Below are 26002 nucleotides of genomic sequence, written 5' to 3'. Positions count from 1 at the left end.
ACGTTTGCCGACCGTCGTGCTATTCCGGAGCGTAAGCACCGGTTGAACCGCGAAATCATGGCTCCCGAAGTCCGTCTGAACGGCCCCGAGAACGAACCTATCGGTGTCGTCAGCATCCAGGAAGCCCTGCGCATGGCGGGCGACATGGATGTGGACCTGGTCGAGATCTCTGCCACCGCCAATCCGCCGGTCTGCCGGTTGATGGACTACGGCAAGTTCAAGTACCAGGAGCAAAAGCGCGCTGCCGAAGCCAAGTCCAAGCAGAAGATCATCGAAATCAAGGAAGTCAAGTTCCGCCCAGGCACGGACGAAGGCGACTACCAGATCAAGATGCGCAATCTGCGCCGTTTCATCGCCGAAGACGGTGACAAGGGCAAGGTCACGCTGCGCTACCGGGGCCGTGAGATCACCCACCAGGACATCGGCATGCGCCTGCTGGAGCGGATTCGCGATGAACTGGCCGACGTGGCAATCGTCGAGAACATGCCCAAGCTCGAAGGTCGGCAAATGATCATGGTCCTGGCGCCCAAGAAGCGCTGAGACCGAAACAGGTTTGATCGGTCGGTTTGGTCGCCGGCCGGTTCACAAGTCTCCTGAGGCCAACAAGCATGCCGGGCTCACCGGCATCGCCCCAGGGACACACTTAGAAGGAGCATCAACATGCCCAAAATGAAGACCAAGAGCAGCGCGAAAAAGCGTTTTCGCGTTCGTCCGGGTGGCACCGTCAAGCGCGGTCAGGCGTTCAAGCGCCACATCCTGACCAAGAAGACCACCAAGAACAAGCGTCAGCTTCGCGGTTCGGTCGCCGTGCACGAAACCAACATGGGACACATCGCTCAGATGCTGCCCTTTGCTGGCCTGTAATCCACCACTGACTCAAGGAGAAACACAATGCCTCGCGTCAAACGTGGTGTAACCGCTCGTGCCCGTCACAAGAAGGTCTTGGCTCTGGCCAAGGGCTTCCGGGGTCGCCGTAAGAACGTCTTCCGCATCGCCAAGCAGGCGGTGATGAAGGCGGGCCAATACGCCTACCGTGACCGTCGTACCAAGAAGCGCGTCTTCCGCCAGCTCTGGATCGCCCGTATCAACGCCGCATCGCGTGGTCTGGGTCTGTCCTACAGCAAGTTCGTGGCGGGTCTGAAGAAGGCCCAGATCGAGATCGACCGCAAGGTCCTCGCCGATCTGGCCGTCAACGACCCGGCTGGTTTTGCCAGCATCTTCGCCAAGGTGAAGGCCGCGCTCGCCTGATTGCGATCAGCTCCGGTTTGCGCCGGAGCCGCAACTGTTCAGGGGCCGGCCCATCGTGGTCGGCCCCTTTTTATTTGTGCTTCCCGAATGACTGATCTCGACGCTTTGCTGCAAGCGGCCACGGCTGATTTCGCCGCCGCGACCACGCCCGCCGAACTGGAGAACGCCAAGGCCCGATTCCTTGGCAAGTCCGGTCGCGTGACCGAGCTGATGAAGGGCCTGGGTGCCCTCAGCATTGAGGAAAAGAAGACCCGCGGCGCCGAGATCAACCATCTCAAGGTCGCCATCGAAAGCGCCCTCACCGCTCGCCGCGAGGCCCTTGCCGCTGCGGAGCTTGAGAAGCAGCTCAAGGCCGAGGCGCTCGACGTCACCCTCCCCGGCCGCAACCGCGGCACCGGCGGGCTACATCCGATCACGCGCGCGATGGAGCGCATCGAGGCGATCTTCGCCTCCATGGGCTTCGACGTCGCCGACGGCCCCGAGATCGAGACCGACTGGTACAGCTTCTCGGCGCTGAACAACCCCGAGAACCACCCTGCCCGATCGATGCAGGACACCTTCTACGTCGACATGAAAGACGAGAACGGCGCCTGGCTGAACCTGCGCCCGCACACCAGCCCGATGCAGATCCGCTACGCGCAGGCCCACGCCAAACGCTACGCCGGCCAGGAGACCATGCCTGAGATTCGCGTCATCGCGCCAGGCCGCACCTACCGCGTCGACAGCGACGCGACGCACTCGCCGATGTTCCACCAAGTCGAAGGCCTGTGGGTGGGCGAGAACATCTCCTTCAAGGACTTGAAGGCGGTGTATCTGAACTTCATCACCGCCTTCTTCGAGACCGATCAGCTGCAACTGCGCTTCCGCCCCAGCTACTTCCCGTTCACCGAGCCCAGCGCCGAGATCGACATCATGTTCGAGAGCGGCCCGCTCAAGGGCCGCTGGCTGGAGGTGTCGGGCTCCGGCCAGGTGCATCCGCAGGTGATCCGCAACATGGGCCTGGACCCCGAGCGCCACATCGGCTTCGCCTTCGGGTCCGGCATCGACCGCCTGGCCATGCTGCGCTATGGCGTCAACGACTTGCGCGCCTTCTTCGACGGCGACCTCCGTTTTCTCTCGCAGTTCAAGTAACTAGAACGTTATGCAATTCCCCGAGTCCTGGCTGCGCGAGTTCTGCAATCCGCCGCTGTCCACTGAAAAACTGGCCGAGCTGCTGACCATGTCCGGCATGGAGGTCGAAGAGCTGCGCCCTGTCGCACCGCCTTTTCACGGCATCGTCGTTGCCGAAATCCTCGAAGCCGAGCAGCACCCCAACGCTGACAAGCTGCGCGTCTGCAAGGTCAACGCCGGTGGCGCTGAACCCCTGCAGATCGTCTGCGGCGCATCCAATGCGCGCGTCGGCATCAAAGTGCCGCTGGCCACCGTCGGCGCCGAACTGCCGACCGATGACGCTGCCAAACCCTTCAAGATCGGCGTCGGCAAGCTGCGCGGTGTCGAGAGCTTCGGCATGCTGTGCTCGGCGCGAGAGCTCAAGCTCAGCGACGACCACGGCGGCCTGCTGGAACTGGCAACCGATGCTGTCATCGGCGAGGACATCCGTAGGCACCTCAACCTCGACGACACGCTGTTCACGCTCAAGCTCACGCCCAATCTTGGACATGGCCTGAGCGTCTTCGGCATCGCGCGCGAAGTCGCGGCGCTGACCGGCGCACCGCTGCTCAAGGCCGAGTTCCCGCCTGTCAAGCCCTCCATTGACGACAAGCTGCCGGTGCGCGTCGAGGCCACCGACCTCTGCGGCCGTTTCTCCGGCCGCATCGTCAAGGGCATCGACACGAAGGCAAAGACGCCCGCCTGGATGGTCCAGCGCCTGGAGCGCTGCGGCCAGCGCTCGGTGACGGCGTTGGTCGACATCTCCAACTACGTGATGTTCGAGTATGGCCGCCCGTCCCACATCTTCGACCTCGACAAGATCAGCGGCGCGTTGGTCGTGCGCTGGGGCAAGCCCGGCGAGCAGTTGAAACTGCTCAACGGCAGCACCATCACCGTCGACGAGAAGGTCGGCGTCATTTCGGACGAACGCGAGGTCGAGTCCCTCGCCGGCATCATGGGCGGCGACCACACCGCCGTGTCCGACGACACGCGCAACATCTACGTCGAGGCCGCCTTCTGGTGGCCCGAGGCCGTCATGGGCCGCGGCCGCCGCTACAACTTCTCGACCGATGCCGGCCACCGCTTCGAGCGCGGCGTCGACGCATCGCAGACCGTCGAGCACATCGAGCGCATCACGCAGCTCATCATCGACATCTGCGGCACAGCGGACACGCGCATCGGCCCGATGGACGACCAGGCGCCGAACGTGCCGGGACGCCAGCCGGTCGCGCTACGCGTGGCACGTGCCGCCAAGGTCATCGGCATGCCGGTCACACAGGCGGATTGCGAAGGCGTGTTCAAGCGCTTAGGCCTGCCCTTTGCCTCGGCCGAAGGTGTCATCACCGTCACACCGCCCAGTTGGCGCTTCGACATCCTGATCGAGGAAGACCTGATCGAGGAAGTTATCCGCGTGTTGGGCTACCCGACGCTGCCTTCCACCGCGCCGCTGGCGCCCATCGTCGGCCGCACGGGTTCGGAAACGCGCCGCTCCACGCATGCACTGCGCCGTGCTGTCGCTGCGCGGGATTACTTCGAAACCATCAACTTCAGCTTCGTCGAGGAACGCTGGGAGCGGGAGCTGGCCGGCGTCACCGACCCGATCCGTCTGCTCAACCCCATCGCCGCGCCGCTGGCGGTGATGCGCACCACCCTGATCGGCAGTCTCGTGCAGGTGCTGCGCCACAACCAAGCCCGCCGCGCGACGCGCGTGCGCATCTTCGAGCTGGGCCGTGTGTTCAAGCGCGACTCGAGCGTTGCCAGCGGTCCTCTCAATGTGGCCGGCATTGAGCAGCCGCTGCGGCTTGGCGGCTTGGCCTGGGGCCCCGCCGACCAGCAGCAATGGGGCCAACGCGACCGTGGCGTCGACTTCTTCGACATGAAGGGCGATCTGGAAGCGCTGTTCGCGCCGCAAACGCTGACCTTTGAGGCTGCCGAACACCCAGCCTTGCACCCGGGCCGCAGCAGCCGCATCAAGCTCAATGGCGAGCCCATCGGCATGGTCGGCGAATTGCACCCGAGTTGGCGTCAAGGCTATGAGATCAGCGGTGGCGCACCGGTGGTCTTCGAGCTGGATGTCGACGCCGCTCTGCTGCGCGCGCTGCCGCAAGGCCAGCCGCTGCCCCGCCAACAAGCCGTGCAGCGTGACCTGGCGCTGGTCGTGAAGGACAGCATCCCTCACGACGCGCTGATGGCCGCCATTGCCGCCGCCGGCGGCGCGCTGCTGCGCTCGGCCAAGCTCTTCGACGTCTTCAAACCGGCGGCGGGCAGCAGCACCGACCTGCAAGCCGACGAGCGTTCACTGGCCGTCCGCCTGGAACTGCTTGATGACGAAGCCACGCTGACCGATGAACGCATCGACGCTGCCGTTGCGGCCATCGTCGCCGCATCCAGCAACCAAGTTGGCGCCCGCCTGCGCGGCTGACCCTCAAGAGGAGGAACACGATGGACGCAAACGACGCCAAGAAAACAGCAGCGGCTGCCGTAGTCATCGGCAGCCTGGAAACGCCCACGCTGACCAAGGCCGAGTTGGCCGAATTGCTGTTCGACAAGCTCGGCTTGAACAAGCGCGAGTCCAAAGACATGGTCGAGGCCTTCTTCGACATCCTGCATGACAGCCTCGTCAAGGGCGAAGACGTCAAGCTATCGGGCTTCGGCAACTTCAACATCCGCCGCAAGGCGCCGCGTCCGGGTCGCAATCCGCGTACTGGCGAGTCAATTCCGATCAAGGCACGCAACGTCGTGACCTTTCACGCCAGCCACAAGCTGAAGGGTCAGGTGCAAGGCGACGTGCCGGCTGGGGAAGACTTCGAGTAGAGTCCCCCCTCCCTTCTCGAACTCATTGATTTGCAATGGAAAAGGCGCTTCCCGCCATCCCCGCCAAACGCTACTTCACCATCGGTGAAGTCAGCGAGCTGTGCGGCGTGAAGCCCTATGTGCTGCGCTACTGGGAGCAAGAGTTCACTCAGCTCAAACCCATGAAACGGCGCGGCAACCGGCGCTACTACCAGCACCACGAGGTGTTGCTGATTCGCCGGATCCGCGACCTCCTCTATGACCAGGGTTTCACGATCAGCGGCGCGCGCAACCAGCTCAGTGAAGGCCTGCCGCCGACCGCCGCACACAACTTCCATGATGAAGCTGCGGCTGCTCAGGCCCGTGATGCGATGGGACGTGAGACGGACGGCGACGGCGTCGGCATGGATGCAGAGGTGGCATATCTACCTGTAACGCGACTTGTGTCCTCACATGCCCACGCCCAGCCGCTGAAAGCCGCAGAGGTGTCCATGACGCTACCGGTGTTGACCGTCGAGCCGCTGACCTCGCTGGAACAGGTGCGCGCCGAACTTCTTGCGATCCGTGCCGGCTTATTGAGTTGAGCCTGATTCCTGGGCTATACTGCTTGGCTCAGTCGGGGCGTAGCGCAGCCTGGTAGCGCACTTGCATGGGGTGCAAGGGGTCGCGAGTTCGAATCCCGCCGTCCCGACCATTTTATTGAAGTAGATCAACGGGTTAGCTGCTCAGGTAGCTAGCCCGTTTTTCTTTGCCCGCCTCGAATTCTTGTCCAGGGGGATACCCAGGGGGATACCAGCGTGGAGCTGCCCTGGGACATCACGAGACGCAGCGGGACGCGTCTTCGTCATTAGCCGCGACAGCTTGGGGCCCCAGCAAGCACACTCCCCGGCTTGGCGATCACGCCGCCATCAGCGGCGCTCGTGCACGGACTGCAGTTCTCGGCCGAGCGTGCATCGACGGCCTCCAGAGGCCTGGGCGGGTCGCGCAATGATGCTCGGCGAGGTCAGCATGGTTTCCCCTTTGCGTATTCCGGCGTTGTTGAGCACCGGGGCCGGTCGCCAAAGTCGCCCCGTCCGGTGCTCGGAGTCAGCGTAGTTTTGAGGACAAGATTTTTGCAGCGGTGGGCAACGCGACGCGTTGTCCACCGCCAGCCGTGGCGCGCAGCGCCCGGCCCCTTCCGTTTGGCGAGCCCCGAAGTCTTGAGTGAGCTTCAACCTCTCGTTTCGACCAGGGTTTGAACCTGCATCCGCAGCGATGCAACTCGCTGACTTAAACGGCGGCGATGCAGCAGCATCCACGCCGCCGGGATGACGAACATGCTCAGCAGCGGTGCGCTGACCATGCCGCCCACCATGGGCGCGGCGATGCGCGTCATGACCTCGGAGCCGGTGCCGTGGCCAAATAGCACGGGCAGCAGGCCGGCCATGATGACGGCCACCGTCATGGCCTTGGGTCGCACACGATGCACCGCGCCCTCGCGCACAGCGGCCAGCAGCGTGACCTCGTCGTCGACAGCGCCCGTAGCTAGGCGCTGGTCGTAAGCCTGTTTCAGGTAGACCAGCATCACCACGCCAAACTCCGCCGCCACGCCCGCCAGCGCAATGAAGCCCACGGCGGTTGCCACCGAGATGGCATGCCCCAGCGCCCAGATCAGCCAGAAGCCGCCCACCAGCGAGAACGGCACCGCAGCCATCACGAGCAGCGCGTCGCCCGCCGATCGGAAAAGCAGGTACAGCAGCACGAAGATGACGACCAGCGTCAACGGCACAACCGCCTTCAGCCGCTCTGTCGCGCGCTCCAGGTATTCGAACTGCCCCGACCACGACACCGCGTAGCCGGCCGGCATGGCCACCTGCGCGGCGACGGCCGCCTGCATGTCGCGCACCACGGAGCGCAGGTCGCGGCCGCGCACGTCCACATAGACCCAGCCCGACAGGCGCGCGTTCTCGCTGCGCACCATGGGCGGGCCGTCTTCGACATGCACGCGAGCCACGTCCTGCAACAGCACGGTCGCGCCGCCCGGCGTCACAAAGGGCAAGCGGCGCAGGCCCTCCAGTGAATCGCGCAGCTCGCGCGGGTAACGCAGATTGATGGGGAAGCGCTCGCGGCCCTGGATGATCTCGCCCACGTTGTCGCCGCCGATGGCCGAGGCCACGATAGCCTGCACGTCGGCCACGGCCAGGCCGTAGCGGGCGGCTGCCGGGCGGTCCACGTCCACGTCCACATAGCGCCCGCCGGTCAGCCGCTCGGCCAGCGCCGACGACACGCCCGGCACCGCCTTGACGACGGCCTCGATGCGCGTGGTGAGCCGGTCCAGCGTGGCCAGGTCAGTGCCGGCGACCTTGATGCCCACGGGGCTCTTGATGCCTGTGGCCAGCATGTCGATGCGGTTGCGAATGGGCGGCACCCAGACGTTGGAAAGGCCCGGCACCTTGACGACGCGGTCCAGTTCCTCGACCAGCTTGTCCGGCGTCATGCCGGGCCGCCACTGCTCGCGCGGCTTGAACTGGATGGTTGTCTCGAACATCTCCAGCGGCGCGGGATCGGTGGCCGTGTCGGCCCGCCCGGCCTTGCCGAAGACGCGCGCCACCTCAGGCACCGTCTTGATGAGCCGGTCCGTCTGCTGCAACAGCTCGGCCGCCTTGGACACCGGCAGGCCCGGCAGCGCCGAGGGCATGTAGAGCAGGTCGCCCTCGTCCAGCGGCGGCATGAACTCGCCGCCCAGCCGCAGCACCGGCACGACCGTGACAGCCAGCACCAGGACAGCGATGACCAGCGTGGCCTTGGGCCAGCGCAGCACGACCTCCAGCGCTGGCCGGTAGACCGCGATAAGCCCGCGGTTGATGGGGTTAGCCGTTTCCTTAGGGATGCGACCGCGAATGAGATAGCCCATCAGCACCGGCACCAGCGTGACTGACAGGCCTGCGGCCGCCGCCATCGCATAGGTCTTGGTGAAGGCCAGCGGCGAGAACAGCCGCCCCTCCTGCGCCTCCAACGTGAACACGGGCAGGAAGGACAGCGTGATGACCAGCAGCGAGAAGAACAGCGCCGGCCCCACCTCTACCGCGGCCTTGGCCATCAGCGCCCAGCGCTCGGCGTCGCCCGGCTGGCGGCTGTGTTCTTCCTCGAAATGCTCCACATGCTTGTGTGCCGCCTCCACCAGCACGACGCTGGCGTCCACCATGGCGCCCAGCGCGATGGCCACGCCGCCCAGGCTGAGGATGTTGGCGCTGACGCCCTGCCAGTGCATGACGATGAAGGCCGTGAGCACGCCCACGGGCAGCGTGACAACAGCGACGAGGGCCGAGCGCAGATGAAACAGGAACACGGCGCAGACGAGGGCCACGACGATGAACTCCTCCACCAGCTTCTCGCGCAGGTTGTCCACGGCGCGGTCGATCAACAGGGAGCGGTCATAGGTCTCCACCACCTCCACGCCGGCCGGCAGGCTGGGCTTCAGGGCCTCCAGCCGCGCCTTCACCGCAGCGATGACGCTGCGCGCGTTCTTGCCCGACCGCATCACCACGATGCCGCCCGTCACCTCGCCCTGGCCGTCCAGTTCGGCCACGCCGCGGCGCATCTCGGGACCGACCTGCACGAAGGCCACGTCCCGCAGCAGCACAGGCGTCGCGCCGACCACCTTCAGCGGGATGGTGCGGAAGTCGTCCAGCGACTTCAGGAAGCCGCGCGAGCGCACCATGACCTCGGTCTCGGCCATTTCAACGACCGAGCCGCCCGAAGCCTGGTTGGCCTTGCCCAGCGCCTCCACCACCATGGCATGCGTGATGCCCTGGGCGCGCATGCGGTCGGGGTCCAGTACCACCTGGTACTGGCGCACCATGCCGCCCACGCTGGCCACCTCGGCCACGTCGGGCACGGTCTTCAGCTCGAACTTGAGGAACCAGTCGTTCAGCGCGCGCAACTGCCCCAGGTCGGTCTTGCCGCTGCGGTCCACCAGCGCGTACTCGTAGACCCAGCCCACGCCGGTCGCATCCGGCCCCAGAGCCGCCGTTGCGCCGGCCGGCAGCTTGCTTTGCACCTGGCTCAAGGACTCAACCACCCGCGAGCGTGCCCAGTAGGGGTCGGTCTTGTCGTCGAAGAGGACATAGACGAAGGAGTCGCCGAAGAAGGAATAGCCGCGCACGGTCTTCGCGCCCGGCACACTGAGCAGCGTGGTGGTCAGCGGATAGGTGACGAGGTCTTCCACCACCTGGGGCGGCTTGCCCGGGTAGCTGGTGCGCACGATGACCTGGGTATCGGACAGGTCCGGCAGCGCGTCGACCGGCGTGTGCAAGGCCGACCAGATGCCGGCGGCCACGAGGGAGGCCGTGGCGATGAGCACCAGGAAGCGGTTGCCCACCGACCAGCGGATCAAGGCGGCAATCATTGCGCGCCTCCCTGCGGCGCCGAGGCTGCCGACATGCCGCCCAGCACCGAGCGCAGGCGCGCTTCGGAGTCGACAAGGAACTGGCCGCTGGCCACGACCTGGTCGCCCTCGCTCAAGCCCTCCACCACCTCGAACTGCTCGCCCAGCTCGGCGCCCAGCTTCACGTCACGCGGCTCGAAGCTGCCATCGCCCTTGCGAACGATGACGACCGCGCGGGTGCCGGTGCGAATGACCGCCTCGGCCGGAACCAGCAGGCGTGAGACGGATGGCCCGGCCACCTGAACGCGCAGCAGCATGCCGGGCGTCAAGCGCCCGGCGCGGTTGTCCACCTCGAAGCGGGCCTGCAGCGTGCGGCTGCTCGGGTTGACCTGCGGGATGACCTCGGCCAGCGTGCCGGTGAAGGTTTGCGTGACGTCGGCCTGCGCGGTGGCCGTCACTTTCTGGCCAGGCTTGAGCTGCAAGGCTTGCGCCTCAGGCACGTCGACGACGGCCCAGACCTTTTCCAGCCCTGCGATGCGGAACAACGTCATGCCCGGGCTGACGGCGGAGCCTTCCCGTACGCCCAGCTCCGCGACGACGCCACCGGCCGGCGCGTGCAGCGTGTAGCGCGCCTGCGCGATGCCTCTCTCTTCGCTCTGGCGCACCAGGCCATCGGGGACAGACATGGCCTTGAGCCGCTCGCGCGCCGCTGCAACGAGGGCTGGCGCTACGCCCGTGCGCTTGAGCGCCAGCAGCTCGTTGATCGGTCCCAGCCATTCGGGCGCGTAGACGGTGGCCAGCGCCTGGCCCGGGCGTACCCGTTCCATTGCGGCGCGCACCTGCAGCTTCTCGACATAGCCGGCCACGCGGCTTTGCACAGCCACGTCCAGCCGCTCGTTGAACTGCACGGCACCCACAGCCTCAAAGCTGGACGCGGTGCTGGCCCGAGTCACCATGGCCGTGCGTATGCCCAGGTTCTGCTGCAGAGCCGGGCTGATGCGCACACCGGCGTCCCCGCCCTCATCGGCGTAGACCGGCACGAGCTTCATGTCCATGAAGGGTGACTTGCCCGGCTTGTCGAAGCGCGGCCCGGGAACCATGGGGTCATGCCAATACAGCGGCTTGCGCTCTGCCGCGGTGGCAGGGGCTCCCGGTGCGGAGGCGGTGGGTTGCGTCGAGCGGCCGGTGTAGAACCCGCCAACGGCCAGCAGAGCGCCGCCAGCGACGAGCGTGGCGACCAGAGTTGCGCGCTTCATCGTGCGGCTCCTTCGAGGATGGGTTTGAGGGCAAGCTGGGCCTGGGTCTTGGCCAGGTCGCGCTGCAGGGCAAGCAGCTTTCTCTGCGCTTCGACCTCGGCATGGCGCGCCTCGAACAGCGTCATGAGAGGAACTTGGTTGGATCGGTAGGCGGCCAACGCAGCGACTGTGCGCTGCTGCGCCACCGTGGCAACGGTCGCGCGGTAGCGCTCGATGCGCTCGGCAAGGCGTTTTACGTCGCTCGCAAGCGCGCGGTATTCGCCAGTGGCCATCCGCATGGCCTCGGCCAATGCGGCCTCCGCCTTCTCCGTCAGTGCCAGCTTGGACGCGATGTCGCGGTCCTGACGCCGCGCCGGCGCGACGGTCAGGGGGATGCTGACGCCGACTGAGACCATGTCGGGATAGCCAGAGCGCTGACCGTAGCTGACCTCCCAGGACCAGTTCGGGTTGCGGCTGCTTCGTGTCAGCTCTGCTTCCCTGCGCGCCAACTCAGCGTCCAGTTGCGCAGCGAGGACCGCAGGATGGTTGACCACATAGGCCTGCTCTTCCGGTATCGCGAGGCTCGCAGGCGCAGCCAGGTCGTCGACTTGTGCGCCCACCCAGCGCTCCAGCACCGCCCGCGCCGTGGCCTGCTGCTGTCGCACCTCGGCGGTCTCGTCTTCGGTGACGCCCCGTGCGCCGGTCAGCGCCAGGACTTCCTGGCTGCTGCCGGTCGCGGAGGACAGCCGGGCGCGCGCGGCTTCAAGCTCTTCGTGGGCGTGGTGCTCCGTCAGTGCCGTGAGCTGGAGCGTCTCGCCAGCGAACCAGGCTTCCAGATAGGCCAGGCCCGTCTGGAGACGCACTTCGGCGGCGGCGGCCTGCACAGCAGCACCCTCACGCCCGACCATCGCATCGGCAGCGGCTTGCCGCGCGGCGCGCTTCTCGGCCGAGAGCCATTCCTGGCTGATGCCGATGCGCTTCATCGTCATCGAATCCCGGGAACTGAAGCGGTCGGTCCCGGAGATGGGCAGGTTGTCGACGCCCGCGCGCAGCACAGGGTCGGGTAGTTGGCCGGCAGCCTGGGCGGCCTCGGCCGCGCTGGTCACACCAGCTCGGGCAGCACGAGCGGACTCGGAACGCTGGACGGCCAGTTCGAAGGCCTGGTCGAGCGTGAGGGGGGCTGCACCGCTCAGGGCGGGCAGCAATGCGGCAGCCAGGGCGACTGCACGCAGGAAACGTGGTGATGGCATGAAAACTCCGTGGACGAGCGGCGGCGTTGCCGGGATGCGGACGTGCCGCACCGGCGCCTGTCAGTCGACGGAGCTGGTCAGACTCGCAGTCTGAGCGTGGAAAGGAAGAGTGGGTCCGGAGGCGGCTGTGCCTCGGTCGTGGCGGCAGCGGGGACGGTCGCGGCCTCGACGGCGTCGAGCACCAGCGGCAACTCCAGCACTTGGACCACCATCGGCAGCGACACCGTCGGAACCTTGACGGCCTCGAAGGACTGCGCAGCACTGGACGAGTGCTCGGCACACAGCGCCGGCTGGTCCTGGTCCATGCCCTCGCAGGGCACGCCGGCCGCCATCACCTCCACCATCGCCGCTGCGTTTGCCTGTTGCGGGCAGACGTAGCTCGCCAACGCCAACTGCGAGAACAGCAGTGACAACACCACGAAAAACGCGGTGGTCAGGCGGCGGGTTGAACGGCGGAACATGGTCACGCCAAGTTTAGCGGGCTCGGTTTAGCCAGCGACGTGGGACTACTTTTGCAGGCTGCCCGTCACTTGTGACGCCAGACCTTCACCGCCGAGATGAGCAAGATGGCGGCCAACACGGGCAGCAACACCTGGCTTGGAACGATGCCCAGCAGCTGGCCGCCCGCTGCGGCGCCGACTATCGACCCAGCCGCCATCGCGAGCACAAACCGCCCGTTGTGCCTCAGCACGTCGAAGGCGCTGTCTCGGCTGTAACGAGCGAAGCCCACGACCATGGTCGGCAGGCTGATGGCCACGGAGAGGCTGCCGGCGAGCTTGATGTCCGCACCGAAAAGCAGGATGAGCGTGGGGATGAGCAGTTCGCCACCGGCCACGCCCATGACCGCGGCTACGACGCCGATGACGAAACCTGCCACGAGCCCCGCCACCACCTGTGCCGGCCCATGCAGCAGCGCCCCGTCTGAGTGCACTTCATGCGCCGACAGCAGCACGACCGCAATGGCAACCAACATCACGCTGATGACCTGATAGAGCCGTCGACTGCTGAGTCGCGTTGCCCATCCTGCGCCCAGCCAGGCACCGACCAGGCTGCCCGCCAGCAAGTTCACGATGCTCGGCCAGTTGGCCAGAAGCTCCCCCGCCGGCACTGTCCCCATCCGAAAGAACAGCGCGCTGGTCACCACGACCAGGCTCATCGCCTTGTTCAGGATGACAGCGTGCAGCGCTGCAAAGCCGAACAAGCTGATGAGGATGGGCAGCCGGAACTCCGCGCCGCCCAGACCAATGAGCCCGCCCAGAATGCCGACGGCTGCGCCGGCCAGCGTGGCACTGAGGATGCGTCGGGGACTCTCTGCTGTGGATGCGGTCATGGCCGCGCATTGTGAGTCGCCAGGGTGCTCATCGTGTCTGGTCTTGCTGGGGTTGCGCGCGGCCATGCCAAAGGAAGAATCCCAGCACGACAGCGAGGACGACGGCCTGCGCGGCAAGCCCGATGGTCGATGGGTACACCCCCAGCAGCTCAAACCGAGGAGCGGTCAGCGCGCTCGGCGCAATCCAGCCCGCCTCCTGCAGCGCAGCCACGCCCTTGCCGGTGAGCACGACGGCGAGCACGGCAACCAGCCAGGAACTGGCAGAAAAGAACTTGCCGATGGGCAGCCGGGCGCTGAAGCGCAGCAGCAGGACGGTGATGGCCATCAGGCAAACGACGCCCGTCGCCAGCCCGGCGAGGATGGCGTGGTCGTTGCCCTGGCCCCAGAGCGCCGCGTAGAACAGGATGGTCTCGAAGACCTCGCGATACACCGCGATGAAGGCCAGGCCGAACATGAAGAACGCCGACTTGCGGTTCAGGGCCGCAGACATGCGTTCCCGCAAGTAGGTCTGCCACTGGCCGGCGACGCTCTTCTGGTGCATCCAGACGCCGACGCTCACGAGCACGGCCGCCGCGAAGAGGCTCGATAGCCCCTCCGTCACTTCCCGGTTCGCGCCGCTGATGGTGACGAGATAGGTCGCCACACCCCACGTCGCCGCGCCAGCGAGGAGCGCCGTCACCCACCCCGCGTGCACGTAGGCCAGGACATCCGGGCGCTCCGCCTTGCGCAGGAACGCGATCATGGCGACGACAACCAGGAGGGCTTCAAGGCCTTCGCGCAGCAGGATGGTGAGGCTGCCCAGGAAGGCGGCCGTCGCGTCTGCCCGCGAGTCCGCAAGCACCTGGTCGCCCAGCGTGAATAGCCGCTCCACATCCGCAGCGGCTGCAGCGACTTGGTCAACTGGGGCCTTGTCCGAGATGCGCGACCGGTAGAGGCTCATCCCCACTTCAATCTGGTTCTTCAGCGAGCCGTCCTTGGCCGCGAGCGCCTGCTCGTAAGGCTCGACACCGTCCAGGTAGGACGACAAGGCCAGGTCCTGCGCCTTCTTCAGGTCGCCGGCCTTGTACGCCGTCAGGCTGTCCTCAAGCTGTTTGCGCGCGAGCGTCAAGCCACCTGTGGGCGCCTGGTTCAGCACCTCTGGACTTGCGTGCAGATAGGCCATGACCGCGCTCGCGTCCTTGGCACCCAGCGACTCGGCCAGGTCGTTCTGCGTCAGGCCCACGAAGCGGTCGAGATTGGGGACGGCGGCTTTCGCCTTCTCGCCTTCCGCCCAGACCTTCTTGCCTTGCTCGACCTCGCTGCCATCGTGAGCGAAGGTGCCCAGATAGGTGGCCACTGCCCACCGGTCCTCTTCCGAGAGCTGACTGAACGCGGGCATCGCTGTACCAGCGATGCCTTGCGACACCGCCTGGTAGAGCGCAAAGAGGCTGCGCTGGCTCGCACGTTCCTTGTCGGTAAACGCTATGGGCGTCGGGTCCAACGACTTCCCAATGGGACCGTCGCCATTGCCGGTGGCGCCATGGCAACTGGCGCAGTTCTCCGCATAGACCTTCGCACCGAGTTTGACGTCGGGGACGGTCGAGGGCGCCAGCGGCACGGGGTACACGGCGATCAGGTGTTTGGCCAGCGCCTTCGACAGCGTGCCGACTTTGCCCGCGTCGGCGCGGGACGCGATGGCCGCCTCAAGTTCGGCCGCCTGGGCAACCAGCGCGGCCTGCTCGGTCTTGGCTCCCAGCGCGGTGATCTTGGTTCGCGCGGTCAGCGCGAACTCCTTCATCTCGTCGTACTCGGACTGTGAGAGCACCTTGCCATCCTGGACGGCACCGGCGTAGTCGACGGCTAGGTAGTCGAGGATTTGCCAGACGCGCTTCACATCGGCCTCAGATGCCTGCAACACGCCCGAGAAGAGGAACGCGGCGACGACGGCGAGCACCTTGGCGCTGCGATGGACGAACTTAGTGAGACGCATTTCGGTTCTTGTGCAAAAAGATGGCCCGCGCGTTGCGGGCCCATGTGGCCGTTGGGATCAGCGCGAGCTTTTCAGCAGGCGCAGGCCGTTGAAGACAACCAGCAGGCTGGCGCCCATGTCGGCAAAGACCGCCATCCACATCGAAGCGTTACCGAACACGGCCAGCACGAAGAACACCGCCTTGATGCCCAGCGCCAGGATGATGTTCTGCCAAAGGACAGCATAGGTTCGCTTGGACAACCGGATGGTTTCGGGCACCTTGCGCAGGTCGTCGTTCATGATGAGCACGTCCGCCGCTTCCTTGGCGGTGTCCGTGCCGGCACCACCCATCGAGAAGCCGACCGCGGCGGCGGCGAGGCTTGGTGAGTCGTTCACGCCGTCGCCGACCATGCCGACCCGCATGCCGGTACCCAGGTCGGTCACGACCCTGAGCTTGTCCTGGGGGAGCAGATTGGCCTGGATGTCGTCGATGCCGACCTGTGCGCCGATGGCGCGCGCCGTCGAGGGGTTGTCGCCGGTCAACATGACCGACCGGATGCCCAAGGCCTTGAGGTCCGCGACCGCCTGCTTGCTCGTTTCTTTGGTGGTGTCGGCCACGGCAAAGAGCGCGAGGACACGGCCTTGGTCAGCCAGCAGAGAAACCGTGCGGCCTTGCACCTCGTGCTCTTCGAGTTTGGCCTCCAGCTCCGGCGAGCAGAGTCCGCTGTCGTGAATCCAGCGATGGTTGCCGAGGATGTAGGCATGGCCGTCGATAGCGCCATGCACGCCGAGGCCAAGCTCGGCACCGAAGTCGGCGACTTCGAGCGGCTCTACGGACAGGCCCGCTGCAACGGCCTTGGAAACCGGGTGGTCAGAGCGACCTGCCAGGCTGCGCGCGATGCGCAGGACTTGCTCTTCGGCCAGGTCGCCGGCCAGCACGGACTGCGCAACCAGCTTGGGCTTGCCTTCGGTGAGGGTGCCGGTCTTGTCGAGTGCGACGACCTTGAGCTTGCGCGCCTCTTCCAGATAGACGCCACCCTTGATGAGGATGCCCCGACGGGCTGCCGCAGCCAGGCCGCTGACCACGGTCACCGGGGTGGAGATAACCAGGGCGCATGGGCAGGCGATGACCAGCAGGACCAGCGCCTTGTAGATTGCGGTGAGCCATGGCCAGCCCATGAGGAACGGCGTGCCGACGGCGATGGCCAGCGCCAGCACGAACACCGCCGGCGTGTAGATGGCCGCGAACTTGTCGACGAAGCGCTGCGTCGGCGCGCGCTGACCCTGCGCTTCTTCCACGGCGTGGATGATTCGCGCCAGCACGGTGTCGCTGGCAGGCTTGGTGACCTCGAACTCCAGCGAGCCGCTCTGGTTGATGGTGCCGGCGAAGACGTCGTCACCTGGTGCCTTGTCGACAGGGATGCTCTCGCCCGTCACGGGCGCCTGGTCGACGGCACCCTGACCCGCAGTCACGCGCCCGTCCAGCGCGAACCGTTCACCGGGCTTTACGCGAGCGACAGCACCAACCGCGACGGTCTTGGCATCTACGCTCGCCCACTGGCCATTCGCCTGGCGGACCTCGACCTGCGGTGGCGACAGCGCGAGCAGGCCAGAGATGGCATTTCGAGCCCGCTCCACCGAGCGTGCTTCGATGAGTTCGGCCAGCGAATACAGGGCCATGACCATGGCCGCCTCTGGCCACTGCCCGATGGCGAAGGCGCCGATGACCGCGACGCTCATCAGCGCGTTGATGTTGAGCTTGCCGTGCAGCAGGGCCGTGAGGCCCTTCTGGAAGACGGACAACCCGGAGAGCGCGATGGCGATGGCGGCGACGGCCATGCCCGCAATCTGCCAGGCCGTCGAGTCGGGACCGACCAGGTGCAGAAGCTCAGCACCGAAGGCCACGACGAGGGCCGCAATCAGGCGCCAGAGCTCGACACGCTGCGACTTGGCTGTGTCATCCGCAGATGGGGGCGTCGACAGCACCTCCGTCTTGAAGCCGGCGGACTGGATGGCGCTTACGACCGCACCCCATTGGTCGGCCTGGGCATCCAGCGTCAGCATGCGGGCAGGCAGATCGAAACGCGGGCGCTTGATGGCAGGGAAGCCTTCGAGGACGCGGCGAATCTGGCCCTCCTCGACGGCGCAGTCCATGGCGGGGATGCGTAGCAGGAGGGCCCCGTCGGGCGCTTCGGCGACCGACGGGCTGGCCACGGGCGTCGAGCATGAGTCGTCGTCGCAGCATGCGGTGGCGGCCGGCTTTGGCGCGGCAACCTGCAAGGGAAGCACCGTGCGGGGCTTCGGTGCGGGCGTCGAGCTGCAAGACGAGCTTGAACAGCAGTCGTGGCCGCCATCGGCGGCCGGCTCGGCGTCCTTGGACGGGTGAGGGAGATGGGTGTTCGGCATGGGCATTCCGGCGATATGAGCGGATTAGAAGACCTGTAGCCACTACAGAGTCAAGTCCCTACACTTCTGTTGGAACAGGCTTGGACCATCCCCATGAAGATTGGCGACTTATCGGCGGCTTCGTCGACCCCCATCGAGACCATCCGGTACTACGAGCGTGAGGGGTTGTTGCCGGCACCCGGACGAACGCAGGGAAATTTCCGGGTGTACGAGGCGCCGCACCTCGAACGTCTGCAGTTCATTCGGTACTGCCGGGGGCTCGACATGTCGCTGGACGAGGTCCGTGTTCTTCTGCGGTTCAAGGATGCGCCTGGCGAAGACTGCGGCGACGTCAACTCGCTGCTCGATGAGCACATCGGCCACGTATCCAAGCGCATCAAAGAACTGCGTCTGTTGGAAACGCAACTGCGGGGGCTGCGGCAGCGTTGTAGCGACGCTCACAAAACAGATCAGTGCGGCATCCTTTCTGGTCTACGCGAAGCTTCGCAGGAACTGCCGCCAGCCGAGTCGCCAAGCCAGCACTTACGCGCAGTGCACAAGCATTGACGCCGCGGCGTGCACGTACCGGCAGTCGCTTGATCGCGCCGGCCGACGCTATGCGCCGGCTTGTCCCCGCCAACTCGAAGCTCAGGCCTGCGGGCGCGGCCCGAACATGATGACCGCCATGCCCAACAAACACAGCCCCATGCCGAGCCAGTCCGTCGTCGTTGGCGTCACCCGGTCCACGCCCCACAGCCACAACATCGCCACGGCGATGTAGACGCCGCCATAGGCGGCATACACGCGGCCGGCAGCCGTTGGGTGCAGTGTCAGCAGCCAAGCAAACAGCGCGAGGCTCGCAGCGGCCGGTACAAGCAGCCAGATCGGTTTGCCCTGTTTCAGCCACAGATACGGCAGATAGCAGCCGACGATTTCGGCCAGCGCCGTGGCGGCGAACAGGCCCAGCGTTTTCAGCATTTCCATGGCTCCATTGTCGTGAGGCCGGTCCACCGAAAGTGCTTGCTCCTCAAGTAGCTTGAGGTTCTACCTTGCGGGCATCGCCTACTGCGAGGAGATTCCTCATGAAGTCCTGGAAGCTGGCCTTGGGCCTGGGTGCAGCCTGCGCTGCCTGTTGCACGATTCCCCTGCTCGGCGGCGCTGCGATTGCCGCGTCTGCTGCTGCGCTATGGGCTTGCGCCGATGAACTTCTGCCGCTCGCGCTGCTCTTGCCGGCCCTTTCGGTGCTGTGGGTCTGGCGGCGCAGACGAGTTGCCCGCCGTCAGGCTTGCGCCTGCACCACGGCCTGTGCGACGGGAGGCGACCATGCCTGCCGCTGAGTTCAATGGTGCCGCACCTCTTGCCTGCACGCTGCGCCCCGGTGACATGGCTGCGCGTCTGACCCGCATTCAACAACTCACGCGCAACCACCTGCGTTCCCACTGCCTTCAAGGCTCGACGCTGCGCCTCTTCTACGCCCCCAACGCCGCCCCCGAGCTAGCCGCCATCATCGTGCTGGAGCGCGAATGCTGTGCCTTCCTGACATTCCACTTGGCCGAGAGCCGCGATGCCGTGGAACTTCTCATCATTGGCCCGACGGACCAAGCCGATGATGCACAGTGGCTGTTCTCTCAGTTCCTCCCTGCAACACCCACCTTGCCACCCCCAGGACCGGGCGCTTGCGGCTGTGTCAAAGGCTAAGCTCGCTGGCATGACCACATCACCCGCCTTCTCCATCGGTGTGTTGGCCCGGCGGACCGGGTGCTCCGTTCCCACCATCCGCTACTACGAGACCATCGGCCTGCTACCCCCAGGGCCTCGCACGGAAGCCGGCAGGCGCGTCTACGACGAGGCGGCGGTGCGTCGACTGGGCTTCATCCGTCGCTGTCGCGACTTCGGCTTCGGCCTTGAGCAGGTGCGAGAACTCGTCGGCTTGATGGACGAACCGCAGCGTCCTTGTGTCGAAGTCCGCGAGGTCGCAGCACGCCACCTGGGACAGCTCCGAAGCAAGCTGGCCGAGTTGAAAGCTTTGGAGGGCGCCATGGCAGCCTTCGTCGGCAGTTGTGACACGGCCTGTGCGGGTGGTGCGGCAGTGGACTGCAACATCCTTGAAGACTTGGCCACGCCGATGGGAGAAGCCACGCTGCTGCACGCTCCCGCCTGTTGCGCCGCTAGTGCACCATGACGACAGCTTGGAACTTGAGGCCGGTGACCGCCTGTGACACAGAGCAAGTGACGGCTCATGGCTGCTACCGCAAGGAAGATGCTGAACGACGGCCTGGTTACGCGGCCTGGCTAGGCCCGCGCATCGAAGCCGGCCGATATGTCGGCTGGCTGGCAGTGCAAGGTGACGTCGTCGTCGGTGGTGCCGGCGCGGTGCTGCTGGACTGGGGGCCGACTCGTGCCAATCTCAGCGGCCAGATGGCCCGTATCGTCAATGTGTTCACCGCTGAAGCCTGGCGTGGTCAGGGTGTGGCCCGCGAGTTGCTGCAAGCAGTCATGCGGCAATGCGAGACACTTGAGGTGCGGGAATTCAACCTTGGCGCGACGCCTGACGGCCGCGCCTTGTACCGCTCGCTGGGCTTCGAGGACTACCCCGCAGAGATGCGCCGCCGCGTGGCGTGACGGCACGAACCAGAGCACAGCAGCCTTGCCGATGGCCTTGATGATCGCAGAGAACCCGCAGCGAATCCCGCTCAAGTCAGCGCGGCGAACTGACGCAACTCCTGCGGCGCTCCAGGTTCGCGCAGAGGCTTTTGCCACCACCCCACGTCGCGCCATGCGCCATGCTTGAAACCGACGTCCCGGTACACGCCGATGGCCTCGAATCCCATTGCTTCGTGCAGGCCGACGCTGCCCGCGTTGGGTAGCGCGATGCCTGCAAAGGCCTGGCAGTAGCCCAGATCGGCCAGCACCGCCAAGAGTCTGCCGTACAGCGCCCGGCCCACACCTCGGCCGCGCATGTCTTCACGCACGTACATCGTCACATCCACAGACCACTGGTAGGCGGCGCGCTCGCGGTGCTTACTGGCGTAGGCGTAGCCGCACACCGCGCCGGCTGCGTCCTCGGCGACCAGCCAGGGCAGGCTGGTGAGCGTTTTCTCGATGCGGGACCGCATCTCGGCTTCGTCCGGCGGTTCTGTCTCGAAGGAGATCGTTGTGTCGCGAACGACCGGGTCATAGATCGCAGCCACGGCTGCGGCATCGGCAGGCGAGGCAGTTCGGATGTTCATGTCGGCTCCTCCAATGTTGTCGATGTGCTTTCGTCTTGCATGCGCGACGGCACGCGGATGAGCATCAGCGCCGCCAGCGCACTCAGCGCCAGGCCGGCCGACACCCACAGCACGCGCGTGCCCAGCACCGCCAGCAGCAGCCCGAAGAGCCACGGCGCCAGCGCCTGCGCGAGCCGGGCCGGCAACATCAACATCCCTTGCCTGTGCCCGTAGCCCGTGGGGCCGAACAGCGCCAGCGGCAGCGTGCCCTTGGCGATGGTCAGGATGCCGTTGCCAGCGCCATGCAGCAGGGCGAAGGCGGCGGCCACCGGCCCGCCGAGCGCAAGCAGCAGCATCGCGCCAACCGGGTGCATCAGCGCCGCCACCCGCGCCGAGTACAGCGGGTGCAGCCGCCGTAGGAAGCCGAACTCCAGCAACCGCCCACCGACCTGTGCCGGGCCCACCAGCATGCCGATGGCGATGACGACGCCCGGCGCGGTGCCGGTGCCTGCCAACAGACCTGGCAGATGCGCCGCCATCGCCGTGCTGATGAACCATGTCACTGCGAACACCCAGGCGAGCGAGATGACCACGCCGAGCGGCGGTTCGGCTGGCTCGCTCTTGACGTCGGTCGGCGTCTCGCCTGCCGCCGGCGCGGTGTACTCCGCGCGAGGCAGCCACGCATTCAGCGGCAAGCCGACCAGCAGGTGCAGAGCCGCCCACGTCCAGCATGCGCCGCGCCATCCCAGTCCATGCTCCAGCGCCGCCGTCAGCGGCCAGCCCACGGTGCTGGCGAAACCTGCGATCAACGTGATGCCCGTGATGGCCCCGCGCGCTTCATGCCCGTACAGCCGCACCAGCGACGCGAACGCCGCCTCGTAGAGGCCACTACCCATCGCCACGCCCAGCACCGCCCAGGCTACAAAAAGGCTGACGGGGCCGGTCGCAACTGCCAGCAGCCCAAGCCCCAGCGCGAAGATCGCGCTGGTCGTCATGAGCACCGGACGCCCACCCCATCGGTCGATGCGTCGGCCGCTATGCGGGCCGACTAGCGCCGACACAACCAGTGCCACCGAGAACGCCGCGAACACGGTCGGCTGGGACACGCCCAACTCACTCGCTATCGGCCGCACGAGCATGGCCGGCAGGTAGTAGGACGATGCCCAGGCCAAGGTCTGGGTCGTGCCTAACGAGGCGACGACGCGCGCGCGATGGGTCTGCATCGTCAACCGCAGCAGCGCTTCGGCGCCACAGCTTCGGGTGCGGGCTTCGGTGCGCAACTGCTCGGGCCGCAGCCGCGCTTCGGAGCCACCATAGCCTCCGGCGCCGATTCAACCGCCGGCCCACAGCAGCCCGTGGCCGAACCCTCAACCGTCAGGTTCGACGAGCAGACCCCGGTCTCCGGCAGTTCCAGCTCGACGCGATCCGCCGCCGCGAGGTCGCCCGCGATGGCCGCGACGACGGAGCGCGCCTGCTCAAAGCCGGTGGCCATCAGGAACGTCGGCGCGCGGCCGTAGCTCTTGACACCGAGCGTGTAGAAGCCCAGCTCCGGATGAGCCAGCTCGCGGTGGCCGTGCGGACGCACAGTGCCGCAGCTATGCAGGTTGGGGTCGATCAGCGGTCCCAGGGCTTCGTTGGATTCCAGCCAGGGGTCCAGCTTCAGGCGCAGCTCACTGGTGAGCGTGAGGTCGGGCCGCTGGCCCGTGGCGCAGATCACCTCGTCGATGCCATCCACCACGACAGCCTGCTGCTTGGCGTCAAGGCCGGTGAGGCGCAGTTGGCCACCGAAGCGCTCGATGCGCGTGACGCGCAGGCCGCTGAAGAACTCCAGCGTGCCGCCATCGCGCAGCCGCCGCAGCGACGCACCCAGCGCGCCCCGGGCCGGCAGCGCATCCGCATCGCCGCCGCCGAACACGCGCTGCAGGGCCGGCGATCGCACGGCCCAGGCAAGGCGCGTGGTGCTCGACTGCTTGGCCAGGTCAGCCAGGGCCAGCAGCGCGTTTGCGGCCGAGTGCCCGGCGCCGACCACCAGCGTACGCTTGCCCTCGTAGCGGCCGCGCAGCGCGCCGGCCACGTCGGGGATGCCGTAGAAGATGCGGTCGCGCGCGTCGGCCTCGCCGATGGCCTGCAGCCCGTTGGCGCCCACCGGGTTGGGCTGGTTCCAGGTGCCGGTTGCGTCGATGACGGCGCGGGCGCGCAGCTCGTGGACCTCGCCGTCCTGCTCGTAGCGCACCAGGAAGGCCGCCTTGTCGCGGCCGGCGCTCTTCACCTTGTCGAAGCCCTCGCGGCTCACCGCCAACACGCGGGCGCCCAGCTTGATGAAGGGCGCGACCTGGGCCAGTGCGGCGAACGGCTGCAGCACGCGCTCGACGACTTCGCCGGCACGCGGCAGTTCGGCTGCCGGCGGCATGGTCCAGCCGGTGGGCGCCAGCAGGCGGGCCATGGCGTGGTCCACGTCGTACTGCCAGGGTGAGAAGAGCTGGACGTGGCCGTAGTCGCGCAGGTTGGCGCCGACCTGTTTGCCGGCCTCTAGGGCGATGAAGGGCAGGCCTCGCTCGACAAGCTGGGCGACGGCAGCCAGCCCCACCGGGCCCGCGCCAAGCACTGCCACCGGCAGCGCGGCATCCACGACGGGCGCCTCACGCAGCGTCAGCGCCATCAACGCGGCGCAGGCCGGGCAGGCCCCCTGGAACTCGGCCGAGGCCTTCAGCGCCGCCGGCACGGCCTCGATCTTCATGCGCTTGAAGCCGTACTGCGCGAAGTATTCGGGTGCGGTGACGGTCAGGAGATACAGCGCCGCGATGTCGCGCGAGCGGGCCTCGTGCAGCAGGCGCTCGACGAGCAGCCGGCCGATGCCCTGCTTCTGCAGGCCGGGCGCAACGGCGACCGACCGCACCAGGGCGAGCGTGCCGTAGACCTCGGCGCCGGCGCAGCCGACGACCTCGCCGTTGCTGACGGCGAGCAGGTAGGTGGTCAGATGGGCCTGCGCGCCATCGGTCGGCAGCTTGTTGGCCAGCAGCAGGGCTTCGATGGCGGGCCAGTCGGAAGCGCCGGCCTGGCGAAGGGAGATGGCGTTGTTCAGCAGCATGGTTTGGAATCCCGTTCGGGCTCCTTCGGCTCTGGCGGCAGGCAGCACATCGCTGCCGGGTCTTCGCGCAAAGCCTTCAGGAGCGTCAGCAATGAGTTCTCGACGGCATCACGCTGGCGCGGGCTCAGTGAGGCCAGCAGCGCCTCGGCGTGGTCATCGAGGGTCTTGTTCAGCTCACGGACGGTGCGCTCGCCGTCGGCGGTGAGCGTGACGAGCCAGCTCCTTGCGTCGGACGGGTTCGGCTCCTTCGTCACCAAGCCACGGGCTGCCATGGCCTCCACGGCTCGCGACACCCAACTCTTCTCCAGGCTCACCCGCGTACCCAGCTCGGACAGCGGCAACGGTCCGGACCGACCCAGCTCGGTGAGCAGGTGGCACTGGGTGTTGGTCGTGCGGCAGCAGTCGGCCACGACGCGCTGGGCGCGGGTGTACATGCGGGCGACTTCGCGCAACAGGCTGCCTGGGCTGGACTCGGACATTTGGATGTGAATAGCAACTATCTGGGCGCATGTTGGAACTCGCCTTCTTGGTTGTCAATAGCAACTACCTGGGTCAAAGAAACGGGGCCGTAGCCCCGTGCCATCTGTGCTGGCTCAGATGGCGCGCTGATTTACGCGCTTGGACAGCTCGTCGGCGCTTTCTTTGCGTTCGCTGTAGCGGTCCACGAGGTAGGGCCCGAGGTCGCGCGTCAGCAACGTGAACTTGAACAGCTCCTCCATCACGTCCACCACGCGGTCGTAGAACGACGAGGGCTTCATGCGCCCGTCCTCGGTGAACTCGGCAAAGGCCTTGGCCACCGACGACTGGTTGGGGATGGTGAGCATCCGCATCCAGCGGCCCAGCACGCGCATCTGGTTCACCGCATTGAAGGATTGCGAGCCGCCGGAAACCTGCATGACGGCCAGCGTCTTGCCCTGCGTGGGCCGCACGGCGCCGGACGACAGCGGAATCCAGTCGATCTGCGACTTCATGATGCCGGTCATGGCGCCGTGCCGTTCGGGCGACGTCCAGACCATGCCTTCGGACCAGGCGGCCAATTCGCGCAGCTCCTGCACCTTGGGGTGGGTGTCGGGCGCGTCGTCGGGCAGCGGCAGACCGCTGGGGTTGAAGATGCGCACCTCTGCGCCCATGGCTTCCAGCAGACGCGCGGCCTCGAAGGTCAGCAGGCGGCTGTACGAGCGCTCACGCAGCGAGCCGTAGAGCATCAGGAAGCGCGGGCGGTGCTGCGACGGCGTGGGCGTCAGACGCTCCTGCGTCGGCACGTCGAACAGCTCAGTGCGCAGCGCGGGAAACGTGGCGTCAGGGAACAGAGGCTCAGACACGTTGGGCCTCCCCGGTCACCGCCGCCGAGGCTACAGCCGGCTGCGACAGCAGACCGTGCACGCCAACGGCCACCGCTGCGCCGATCAGTTCAGCCACCACGAAGCCCAGCGCGCTGTTGGGGGCGATGCCAGCGAAGCTGTCGCTGAACATGCGGCCGAACACGGCGGCCGGGTTGGCAAAGGACGTGGAAGCGGTGAACCAGTAGGCCGCGCCGATGTAGGCCGCGACCATCGCGGCCATGCGCGAGCCTGGAGCACGCAGGATGACCAGCAGCAGCCCGAAGGTCGCCACGCTCTCGGCGATCCACTGGCCGGTGCCGCTGCGCACCTTGGTCGAGAACTGCAGGATGCTCATGTCGAACATCGCGTGGGCCAGCCAGGCGCCGAGCATCGCGCCAATGAGTTGGACGGCGATGTAGGGCACCAGCGAAGCCACCGGCAGCTCGCCGCGCCAGGCCATGACGGCGCTGACGGCGGGGTTGAAGTGGGCACCGCTGACCGGGCCGAAGACCTCGATGAGGATGTACAGGCCGCCGACCGTCGCCAGCGTATTGGCCAGCAGCGCGATGGCGACGTTGCCGCCAGACAGGCGCTCGGCCATGACGCCGGAGCCGATGACGACGGCCAGCAGCAGCGCCGTGCCCAGGCCTTCGGCGAGGAGCTTGCGGGACAGGCTCAT

25 protein-coding genes and 1 tRNA gene are annotated in these 26002 nt (G+C 66.7%); 12 read left to right on the top strand and 14 right to left on the bottom strand.

The features are described 5' to 3' along the window. Nucleotides 1-21: 21 nt before the first annotated feature. The 8 genes from infC to ACT6S0_RS04190 all read left to right on the top strand — a co-directional run bounded on the left by infC (nucleotide 22) and on the right by ACT6S0_RS04190 (nucleotide 5884). The gene (infC, locus tag ACT6S0_RS04225) at nucleotides 22-540 is read left to right on the top strand and encodes a translation initiation factor IF-3 (protein WP_444762645.1); all 519 of its coding nucleotides are present in this window, start codon (nucleotides 22-24) and stop codon (nucleotides 538-540) included. 120 nt (nucleotides 541-660) lie between these two features. Then, complete coding sequence (gene rpmI / locus ACT6S0_RS04220; protein WP_056263791.1) at nucleotides 661-864, top strand: 50S ribosomal protein L35; 204 nt, start codon at nucleotides 661-663, stop codon at nucleotides 862-864. A 27-nt stretch (nucleotides 865-891) separates the two neighbouring features. Continuing rightward, nucleotides 892-1248 carry a 50S ribosomal protein L20 gene (gene rplT / locus ACT6S0_RS04215; RefSeq protein ID WP_025564000.1) on the top strand — a complete coding sequence of 119 codons (357 nt, stop codon included), beginning with the start codon at nucleotides 892-894 and terminating at the stop codon, nucleotides 1246-1248. Between the two features lie 87 nt (nucleotides 1249-1335). Then, complete coding sequence (gene pheS, locus ACT6S0_RS04210; RefSeq protein ID WP_444762644.1) at nucleotides 1336-2379, top strand: phenylalanine--tRNA ligase subunit alpha; 1044 nt, start codon at nucleotides 1336-1338, stop codon at nucleotides 2377-2379. A gap of 10 nt (nucleotides 2380-2389) precedes the next feature. Beyond that, on the top strand, nucleotides 2390-4819 hold the full coding sequence (gene pheT / locus ACT6S0_RS04205; protein WP_444762643.1) for a phenylalanine--tRNA ligase subunit beta: 2430 nt from the start codon (nucleotides 2390-2392) through the stop codon (nucleotides 4817-4819). Between the two features lie 20 nt (nucleotides 4820-4839). Further along, on the top strand, nucleotides 4840-5211 hold the full coding sequence (locus tag ACT6S0_RS04200; RefSeq protein ID WP_444762642.1) for an integration host factor subunit alpha: 372 nt from the start codon (nucleotides 4840-4842) through the stop codon (nucleotides 5209-5211). A 35-nt stretch (nucleotides 5212-5246) separates the two neighbouring features. Further along, nucleotides 5247-5774, top strand: coding sequence for a MerR family transcriptional regulator (locus ACT6S0_RS04195; RefSeq protein ID WP_444762641.1), 528 nt, complete (start codon nucleotides 5247-5249; stop codon nucleotides 5772-5774). A gap of 33 nt (nucleotides 5775-5807) precedes the next feature. Further along, nucleotides 5808-5884 (top strand) — tRNA-Pro (locus tag ACT6S0_RS04190). A gap of 516 nt (nucleotides 5885-6400) precedes the next feature. On the opposite strand, the gene ACT6S0_RS04185 is transcribed toward ACT6S0_RS04190, so the two are convergent. The 7 genes from ACT6S0_RS04185 to ACT6S0_RS04155 all read right to left on the bottom strand — a co-directional run bounded on the left by ACT6S0_RS04185 (nucleotide 6401) and on the right by ACT6S0_RS04155 (nucleotide 17473). Beyond that, nucleotides 6401-9577, bottom strand: coding sequence for an efflux RND transporter permease subunit (locus ACT6S0_RS04185; RefSeq protein ID WP_310332877.1), 3177 nt, complete (start codon nucleotides 9575-9577; stop codon nucleotides 6401-6403). After that, nucleotides 9574-10812, bottom strand: a complete 1239-nt coding sequence (locus tag ACT6S0_RS04180; RefSeq protein ID WP_310332876.1) for an efflux RND transporter periplasmic adaptor subunit — start codon at nucleotides 10810-10812, stop codon at nucleotides 9574-9576. Before ACT6S0_RS04180 ends, ACT6S0_RS04185 begins: the two co-directional genes overlap by 4 nt. Continuing rightward, nucleotides 10809-12041 carry a TolC family protein gene (locus tag ACT6S0_RS04175; protein WP_310332875.1) on the bottom strand — a complete coding sequence of 411 codons (1233 nt, stop codon included), beginning with the start codon at nucleotides 12039-12041 and terminating at the stop codon, nucleotides 10809-10811. Before ACT6S0_RS04175 ends, ACT6S0_RS04180 begins: the two co-directional genes overlap by 4 nt. A gap of 77 nt (nucleotides 12042-12118) precedes the next feature. Further along, nucleotides 12119-12502 (bottom strand): hypothetical protein, encoded by a 384-nt coding sequence (locus tag ACT6S0_RS04170; protein ID WP_310332874.1) that lies wholly within the window; start codon nucleotides 12500-12502, stop codon nucleotides 12119-12121. Nucleotides 12503-12567: 65 nt separating this feature from the next. Continuing rightward, nucleotides 12568-13437, bottom strand: a complete 870-nt coding sequence (locus tag ACT6S0_RS04165) for a sulfite exporter TauE/SafE family protein (protein WP_444762640.1) — start codon at nucleotides 13435-13437, stop codon at nucleotides 12568-12570. After that, complete coding sequence (locus tag ACT6S0_RS04160; protein WP_310332872.1) at nucleotides 13400-15340, bottom strand: cytochrome c/FTR1 family iron permease; 1941 nt, start codon at nucleotides 15338-15340, stop codon at nucleotides 13400-13402. The genes ACT6S0_RS04165 and ACT6S0_RS04160 overlap by 38 nt, the downstream gene beginning before the upstream one ends. A gap of 57 nt (nucleotides 15341-15397) precedes the next feature. After that, nucleotides 15398-17473 (bottom strand): heavy metal translocating P-type ATPase, encoded by a 2076-nt coding sequence (locus ACT6S0_RS04155; protein WP_310333014.1) that lies wholly within the window; start codon nucleotides 17471-17473, stop codon nucleotides 15398-15400. A 345-nt stretch (nucleotides 17474-17818) separates the two neighbouring features. Between ACT6S0_RS04155 and cadR the strand changes: the two genes are divergently transcribed. Next, nucleotides 17819-18271 carry a Cd(II)/Pb(II)-responsive transcriptional regulator gene (gene cadR / locus ACT6S0_RS04150; RefSeq protein ID WP_310332871.1) on the top strand — a complete coding sequence of 151 codons (453 nt, stop codon included), beginning with the start codon at nucleotides 17819-17821 and terminating at the stop codon, nucleotides 18269-18271. Nucleotides 18272-18352: 81 nt separating this feature from the next. Here the strand turns inward: cadR and ACT6S0_RS04145 are convergent, their stop codons facing one another. Further along, nucleotides 18353-18688 (bottom strand): YnfA family protein, encoded by a 336-nt coding sequence (locus ACT6S0_RS04145; protein WP_310332870.1) that lies wholly within the window; start codon nucleotides 18686-18688, stop codon nucleotides 18353-18355. A 339-nt stretch (nucleotides 18689-19027) separates the two neighbouring features. On the opposite strand from ACT6S0_RS04145, the gene ACT6S0_RS04140 reads away from it, so the two are divergent. Genes ACT6S0_RS04140 through ACT6S0_RS04130 form a run of 3 tightly spaced genes read left to right on the top strand, consistent with a single transcriptional unit; the run spans nucleotide 19028 to nucleotide 20326 of the window. Further along, a complete protein-coding gene (locus tag ACT6S0_RS04140) occupies nucleotides 19028-19402 on the top strand; it encodes a hypothetical protein (protein WP_310332868.1) in 375 nt (124 codons plus the stop codon). Between the two features lie 10 nt (nucleotides 19403-19412). Beyond that, the gene (locus tag ACT6S0_RS04135; RefSeq protein WP_310332867.1) at nucleotides 19413-19886 is read left to right on the top strand and encodes a MerR family transcriptional regulator; all 474 of its coding nucleotides are present in this window, start codon (nucleotides 19413-19415) and stop codon (nucleotides 19884-19886) included. Between the two features lie 47 nt (nucleotides 19887-19933). Further along, the gene (locus ACT6S0_RS04130) at nucleotides 19934-20326 is read left to right on the top strand and encodes a GNAT family N-acetyltransferase (protein WP_404666576.1); all 393 of its coding nucleotides are present in this window, start codon (nucleotides 19934-19936) and stop codon (nucleotides 20324-20326) included. A 71-nt stretch (nucleotides 20327-20397) separates the two neighbouring features. Here the strand turns inward: ACT6S0_RS04130 and ACT6S0_RS04125 are convergent, their stop codons facing one another. The 6 genes from ACT6S0_RS04125 to ACT6S0_RS04100 all read right to left on the bottom strand — a co-directional run bounded on the left by ACT6S0_RS04125 (nucleotide 20398) and on the right by ACT6S0_RS04100 (nucleotide 26002). Then, nucleotides 20398-20934: an arsinothricin resistance N-acetyltransferase ArsN1 family B gene (locus ACT6S0_RS04125; RefSeq protein WP_310332865.1), complete on the bottom strand. Its 537-nt coding sequence runs from the start codon at nucleotides 20932-20934 to the stop codon at nucleotides 20398-20400. Beyond that, entirely contained in the window at nucleotides 20931-22136 is a 1206-nt protein-coding gene (locus ACT6S0_RS04120; protein ID WP_444762639.1) for an MFS transporter, read from the bottom strand. The genes ACT6S0_RS04125 and ACT6S0_RS04120 overlap by 4 nt, the downstream gene beginning before the upstream one ends. Nucleotides 22137-22138: 2 nt before the next feature. Continuing rightward, a complete protein-coding gene (gene arsN2 / locus ACT6S0_RS04115) occupies nucleotides 22139-24001 on the bottom strand; it encodes an arsenic resistance N-acetyltransferase ArsN2 (RefSeq protein WP_310332864.1) in 1863 nt (620 codons plus the stop codon). Further along, the gene (locus ACT6S0_RS04110; protein WP_310332863.1) at nucleotides 23992-24480 is read right to left on the bottom strand and encodes a MarR family winged helix-turn-helix transcriptional regulator; all 489 of its coding nucleotides are present in this window, start codon (nucleotides 24478-24480) and stop codon (nucleotides 23992-23994) included. Before ACT6S0_RS04110 ends, arsN2 begins: the two co-directional genes overlap by 10 nt. A gap of 114 nt (nucleotides 24481-24594) precedes the next feature. Further along, nucleotides 24595-25323: an arsenical resistance protein ArsH gene (gene arsH / locus ACT6S0_RS04105; RefSeq protein WP_310332862.1), complete on the bottom strand. Its 729-nt coding sequence runs from the start codon at nucleotides 25321-25323 to the stop codon at nucleotides 24595-24597. Next, nucleotides 25316-26002: an MIP/aquaporin family protein gene (locus tag ACT6S0_RS04100; RefSeq protein ID WP_310332861.1), complete on the bottom strand. Its 687-nt coding sequence runs from the start codon at nucleotides 26000-26002 to the stop codon at nucleotides 25316-25318. The genes arsH and ACT6S0_RS04100 overlap by 8 nt, the downstream gene beginning before the upstream one ends.

This window comes from Roseateles sp. (genome assembly GCF_052436255.1).
Taxonomy (GTDB): domain Bacteria; phylum Pseudomonadota; class Gammaproteobacteria; order Burkholderiales; family Burkholderiaceae_C; genus Pelomonas.
The sequence above is the reverse complement of the archived record's forward strand: the minus strand, read 5'-3'. Positions and strand labels throughout refer to the sequence as shown.

Excerpts from the sequence above, each read along its gene's own strand:
- rpmI (WP_056263791.1), top strand. The coding sequence starts at position 661 with ATGCCCAAAATGAAGACCAAGAGCAGCGCGAAAAAGCGTTTTCGCGTT.
- rplT (WP_025564000.1), top strand. The coding sequence starts at position 892 with ATGCCTCGCGTCAAACGTGGTGTAACCGCTCGTGCCCGTCACAAGAAG.
- pheS (WP_444762644.1), top strand. The coding sequence starts at position 1,336 with ATGACTGATCTCGACGCTTTGCTGCAAGCGGCCACGGCTGATTTCGCC.
- pheT (WP_444762643.1), top strand. The coding sequence starts at position 2,390 with ATGCAATTCCCCGAGTCCTGGCTGCGCGAGTTCTGCAATCCGCCGCTG.
- ACT6S0_RS04200 (WP_444762642.1), top strand. The coding sequence starts at position 4,840 with ATGGACGCAAACGACGCCAAGAAAACAGCAGCGGCTGCCGTAGTCATC.
- ACT6S0_RS04195 (WP_444762641.1), top strand. The coding sequence starts at position 5,247 with ATGGAAAAGGCGCTTCCCGCCATCCCCGCCAAACGCTACTTCACCATC.
- ACT6S0_RS04185 (WP_310332877.1), bottom strand. The coding sequence starts at position 9,577 with ATGATTGCCGCCTTGATCCGCTGGTCGGTGGGCAACCGCTTCCTGGTG.
- ACT6S0_RS04180 (WP_310332876.1), bottom strand. The coding sequence starts at position 10,812 with ATGAAGCGCGCAACTCTGGTCGCCACGCTCGTCGCTGGCGGCGCTCTG.
- ACT6S0_RS04175 (WP_310332875.1), bottom strand. The coding sequence starts at position 12,041 with ATGCCATCACCACGTTTCCTGCGTGCAGTCGCCCTGGCTGCCGCATTG.
- ACT6S0_RS04170 (WP_310332874.1), bottom strand. The coding sequence starts at position 12,502 with ATGTTCCGCCGTTCAACCCGCCGCCTGACCACCGCGTTTTTCGTGGTG.
- ACT6S0_RS04165 (WP_444762640.1), bottom strand. The coding sequence starts at position 13,437 with ATGGCCGCGCGCAACCCCAGCAAGACCAGACACGATGAGCACCCTGGC.
- ACT6S0_RS04160 (WP_310332872.1), bottom strand. The coding sequence starts at position 15,340 with ATGCGTCTCACTAAGTTCGTCCATCGCAGCGCCAAGGTGCTCGCCGTC.
- ACT6S0_RS04155 (WP_310333014.1), bottom strand. The coding sequence starts at position 17,473 with ATGGACTGCGCCGTCGAGGAGGGCCAGATTCGCCGCGTCCTCGAAGGC.
- cadR (WP_310332871.1), top strand. The coding sequence starts at position 17,819 with ATGAAGATTGGCGACTTATCGGCGGCTTCGTCGACCCCCATCGAGACC.
- ACT6S0_RS04145 (WP_310332870.1), bottom strand. The coding sequence starts at position 18,688 with ATGGAAATGCTGAAAACGCTGGGCCTGTTCGCCGCCACGGCGCTGGCC.
- ACT6S0_RS04140 (WP_310332868.1), top strand. The coding sequence starts at position 19,028 with ATGCCTGCCGCTGAGTTCAATGGTGCCGCACCTCTTGCCTGCACGCTG.
- ACT6S0_RS04135 (WP_310332867.1), top strand. The coding sequence starts at position 19,413 with ATGACCACATCACCCGCCTTCTCCATCGGTGTGTTGGCCCGGCGGACC.
- ACT6S0_RS04125 (WP_310332865.1), bottom strand. The coding sequence starts at position 20,934 with ATGAACATCCGAACTGCCTCGCCTGCCGATGCCGCAGCCGTGGCTGCG.
- ACT6S0_RS04120 (WP_444762639.1), bottom strand. The coding sequence starts at position 22,136 with ATGCAGACCCATCGCGCGCGCGTCGTCGCCTCGTTAGGCACGACCCAG.
- arsN2 (WP_310332864.1), bottom strand. The coding sequence starts at position 24,001 with ATGCTGCTGAACAACGCCATCTCCCTTCGCCAGGCCGGCGCTTCCGAC.
- ACT6S0_RS04110 (WP_310332863.1), bottom strand. The coding sequence starts at position 24,480 with ATGTCCGAGTCCAGCCCAGGCAGCCTGTTGCGCGAAGTCGCCCGCATG.
- ACT6S0_RS04100 (WP_310332861.1), bottom strand. The coding sequence starts at position 26,002 with ATGAGCCTGTCCCGCAAGCTCCTCGCCGAAGGCCTGGGCACGGCGCTG.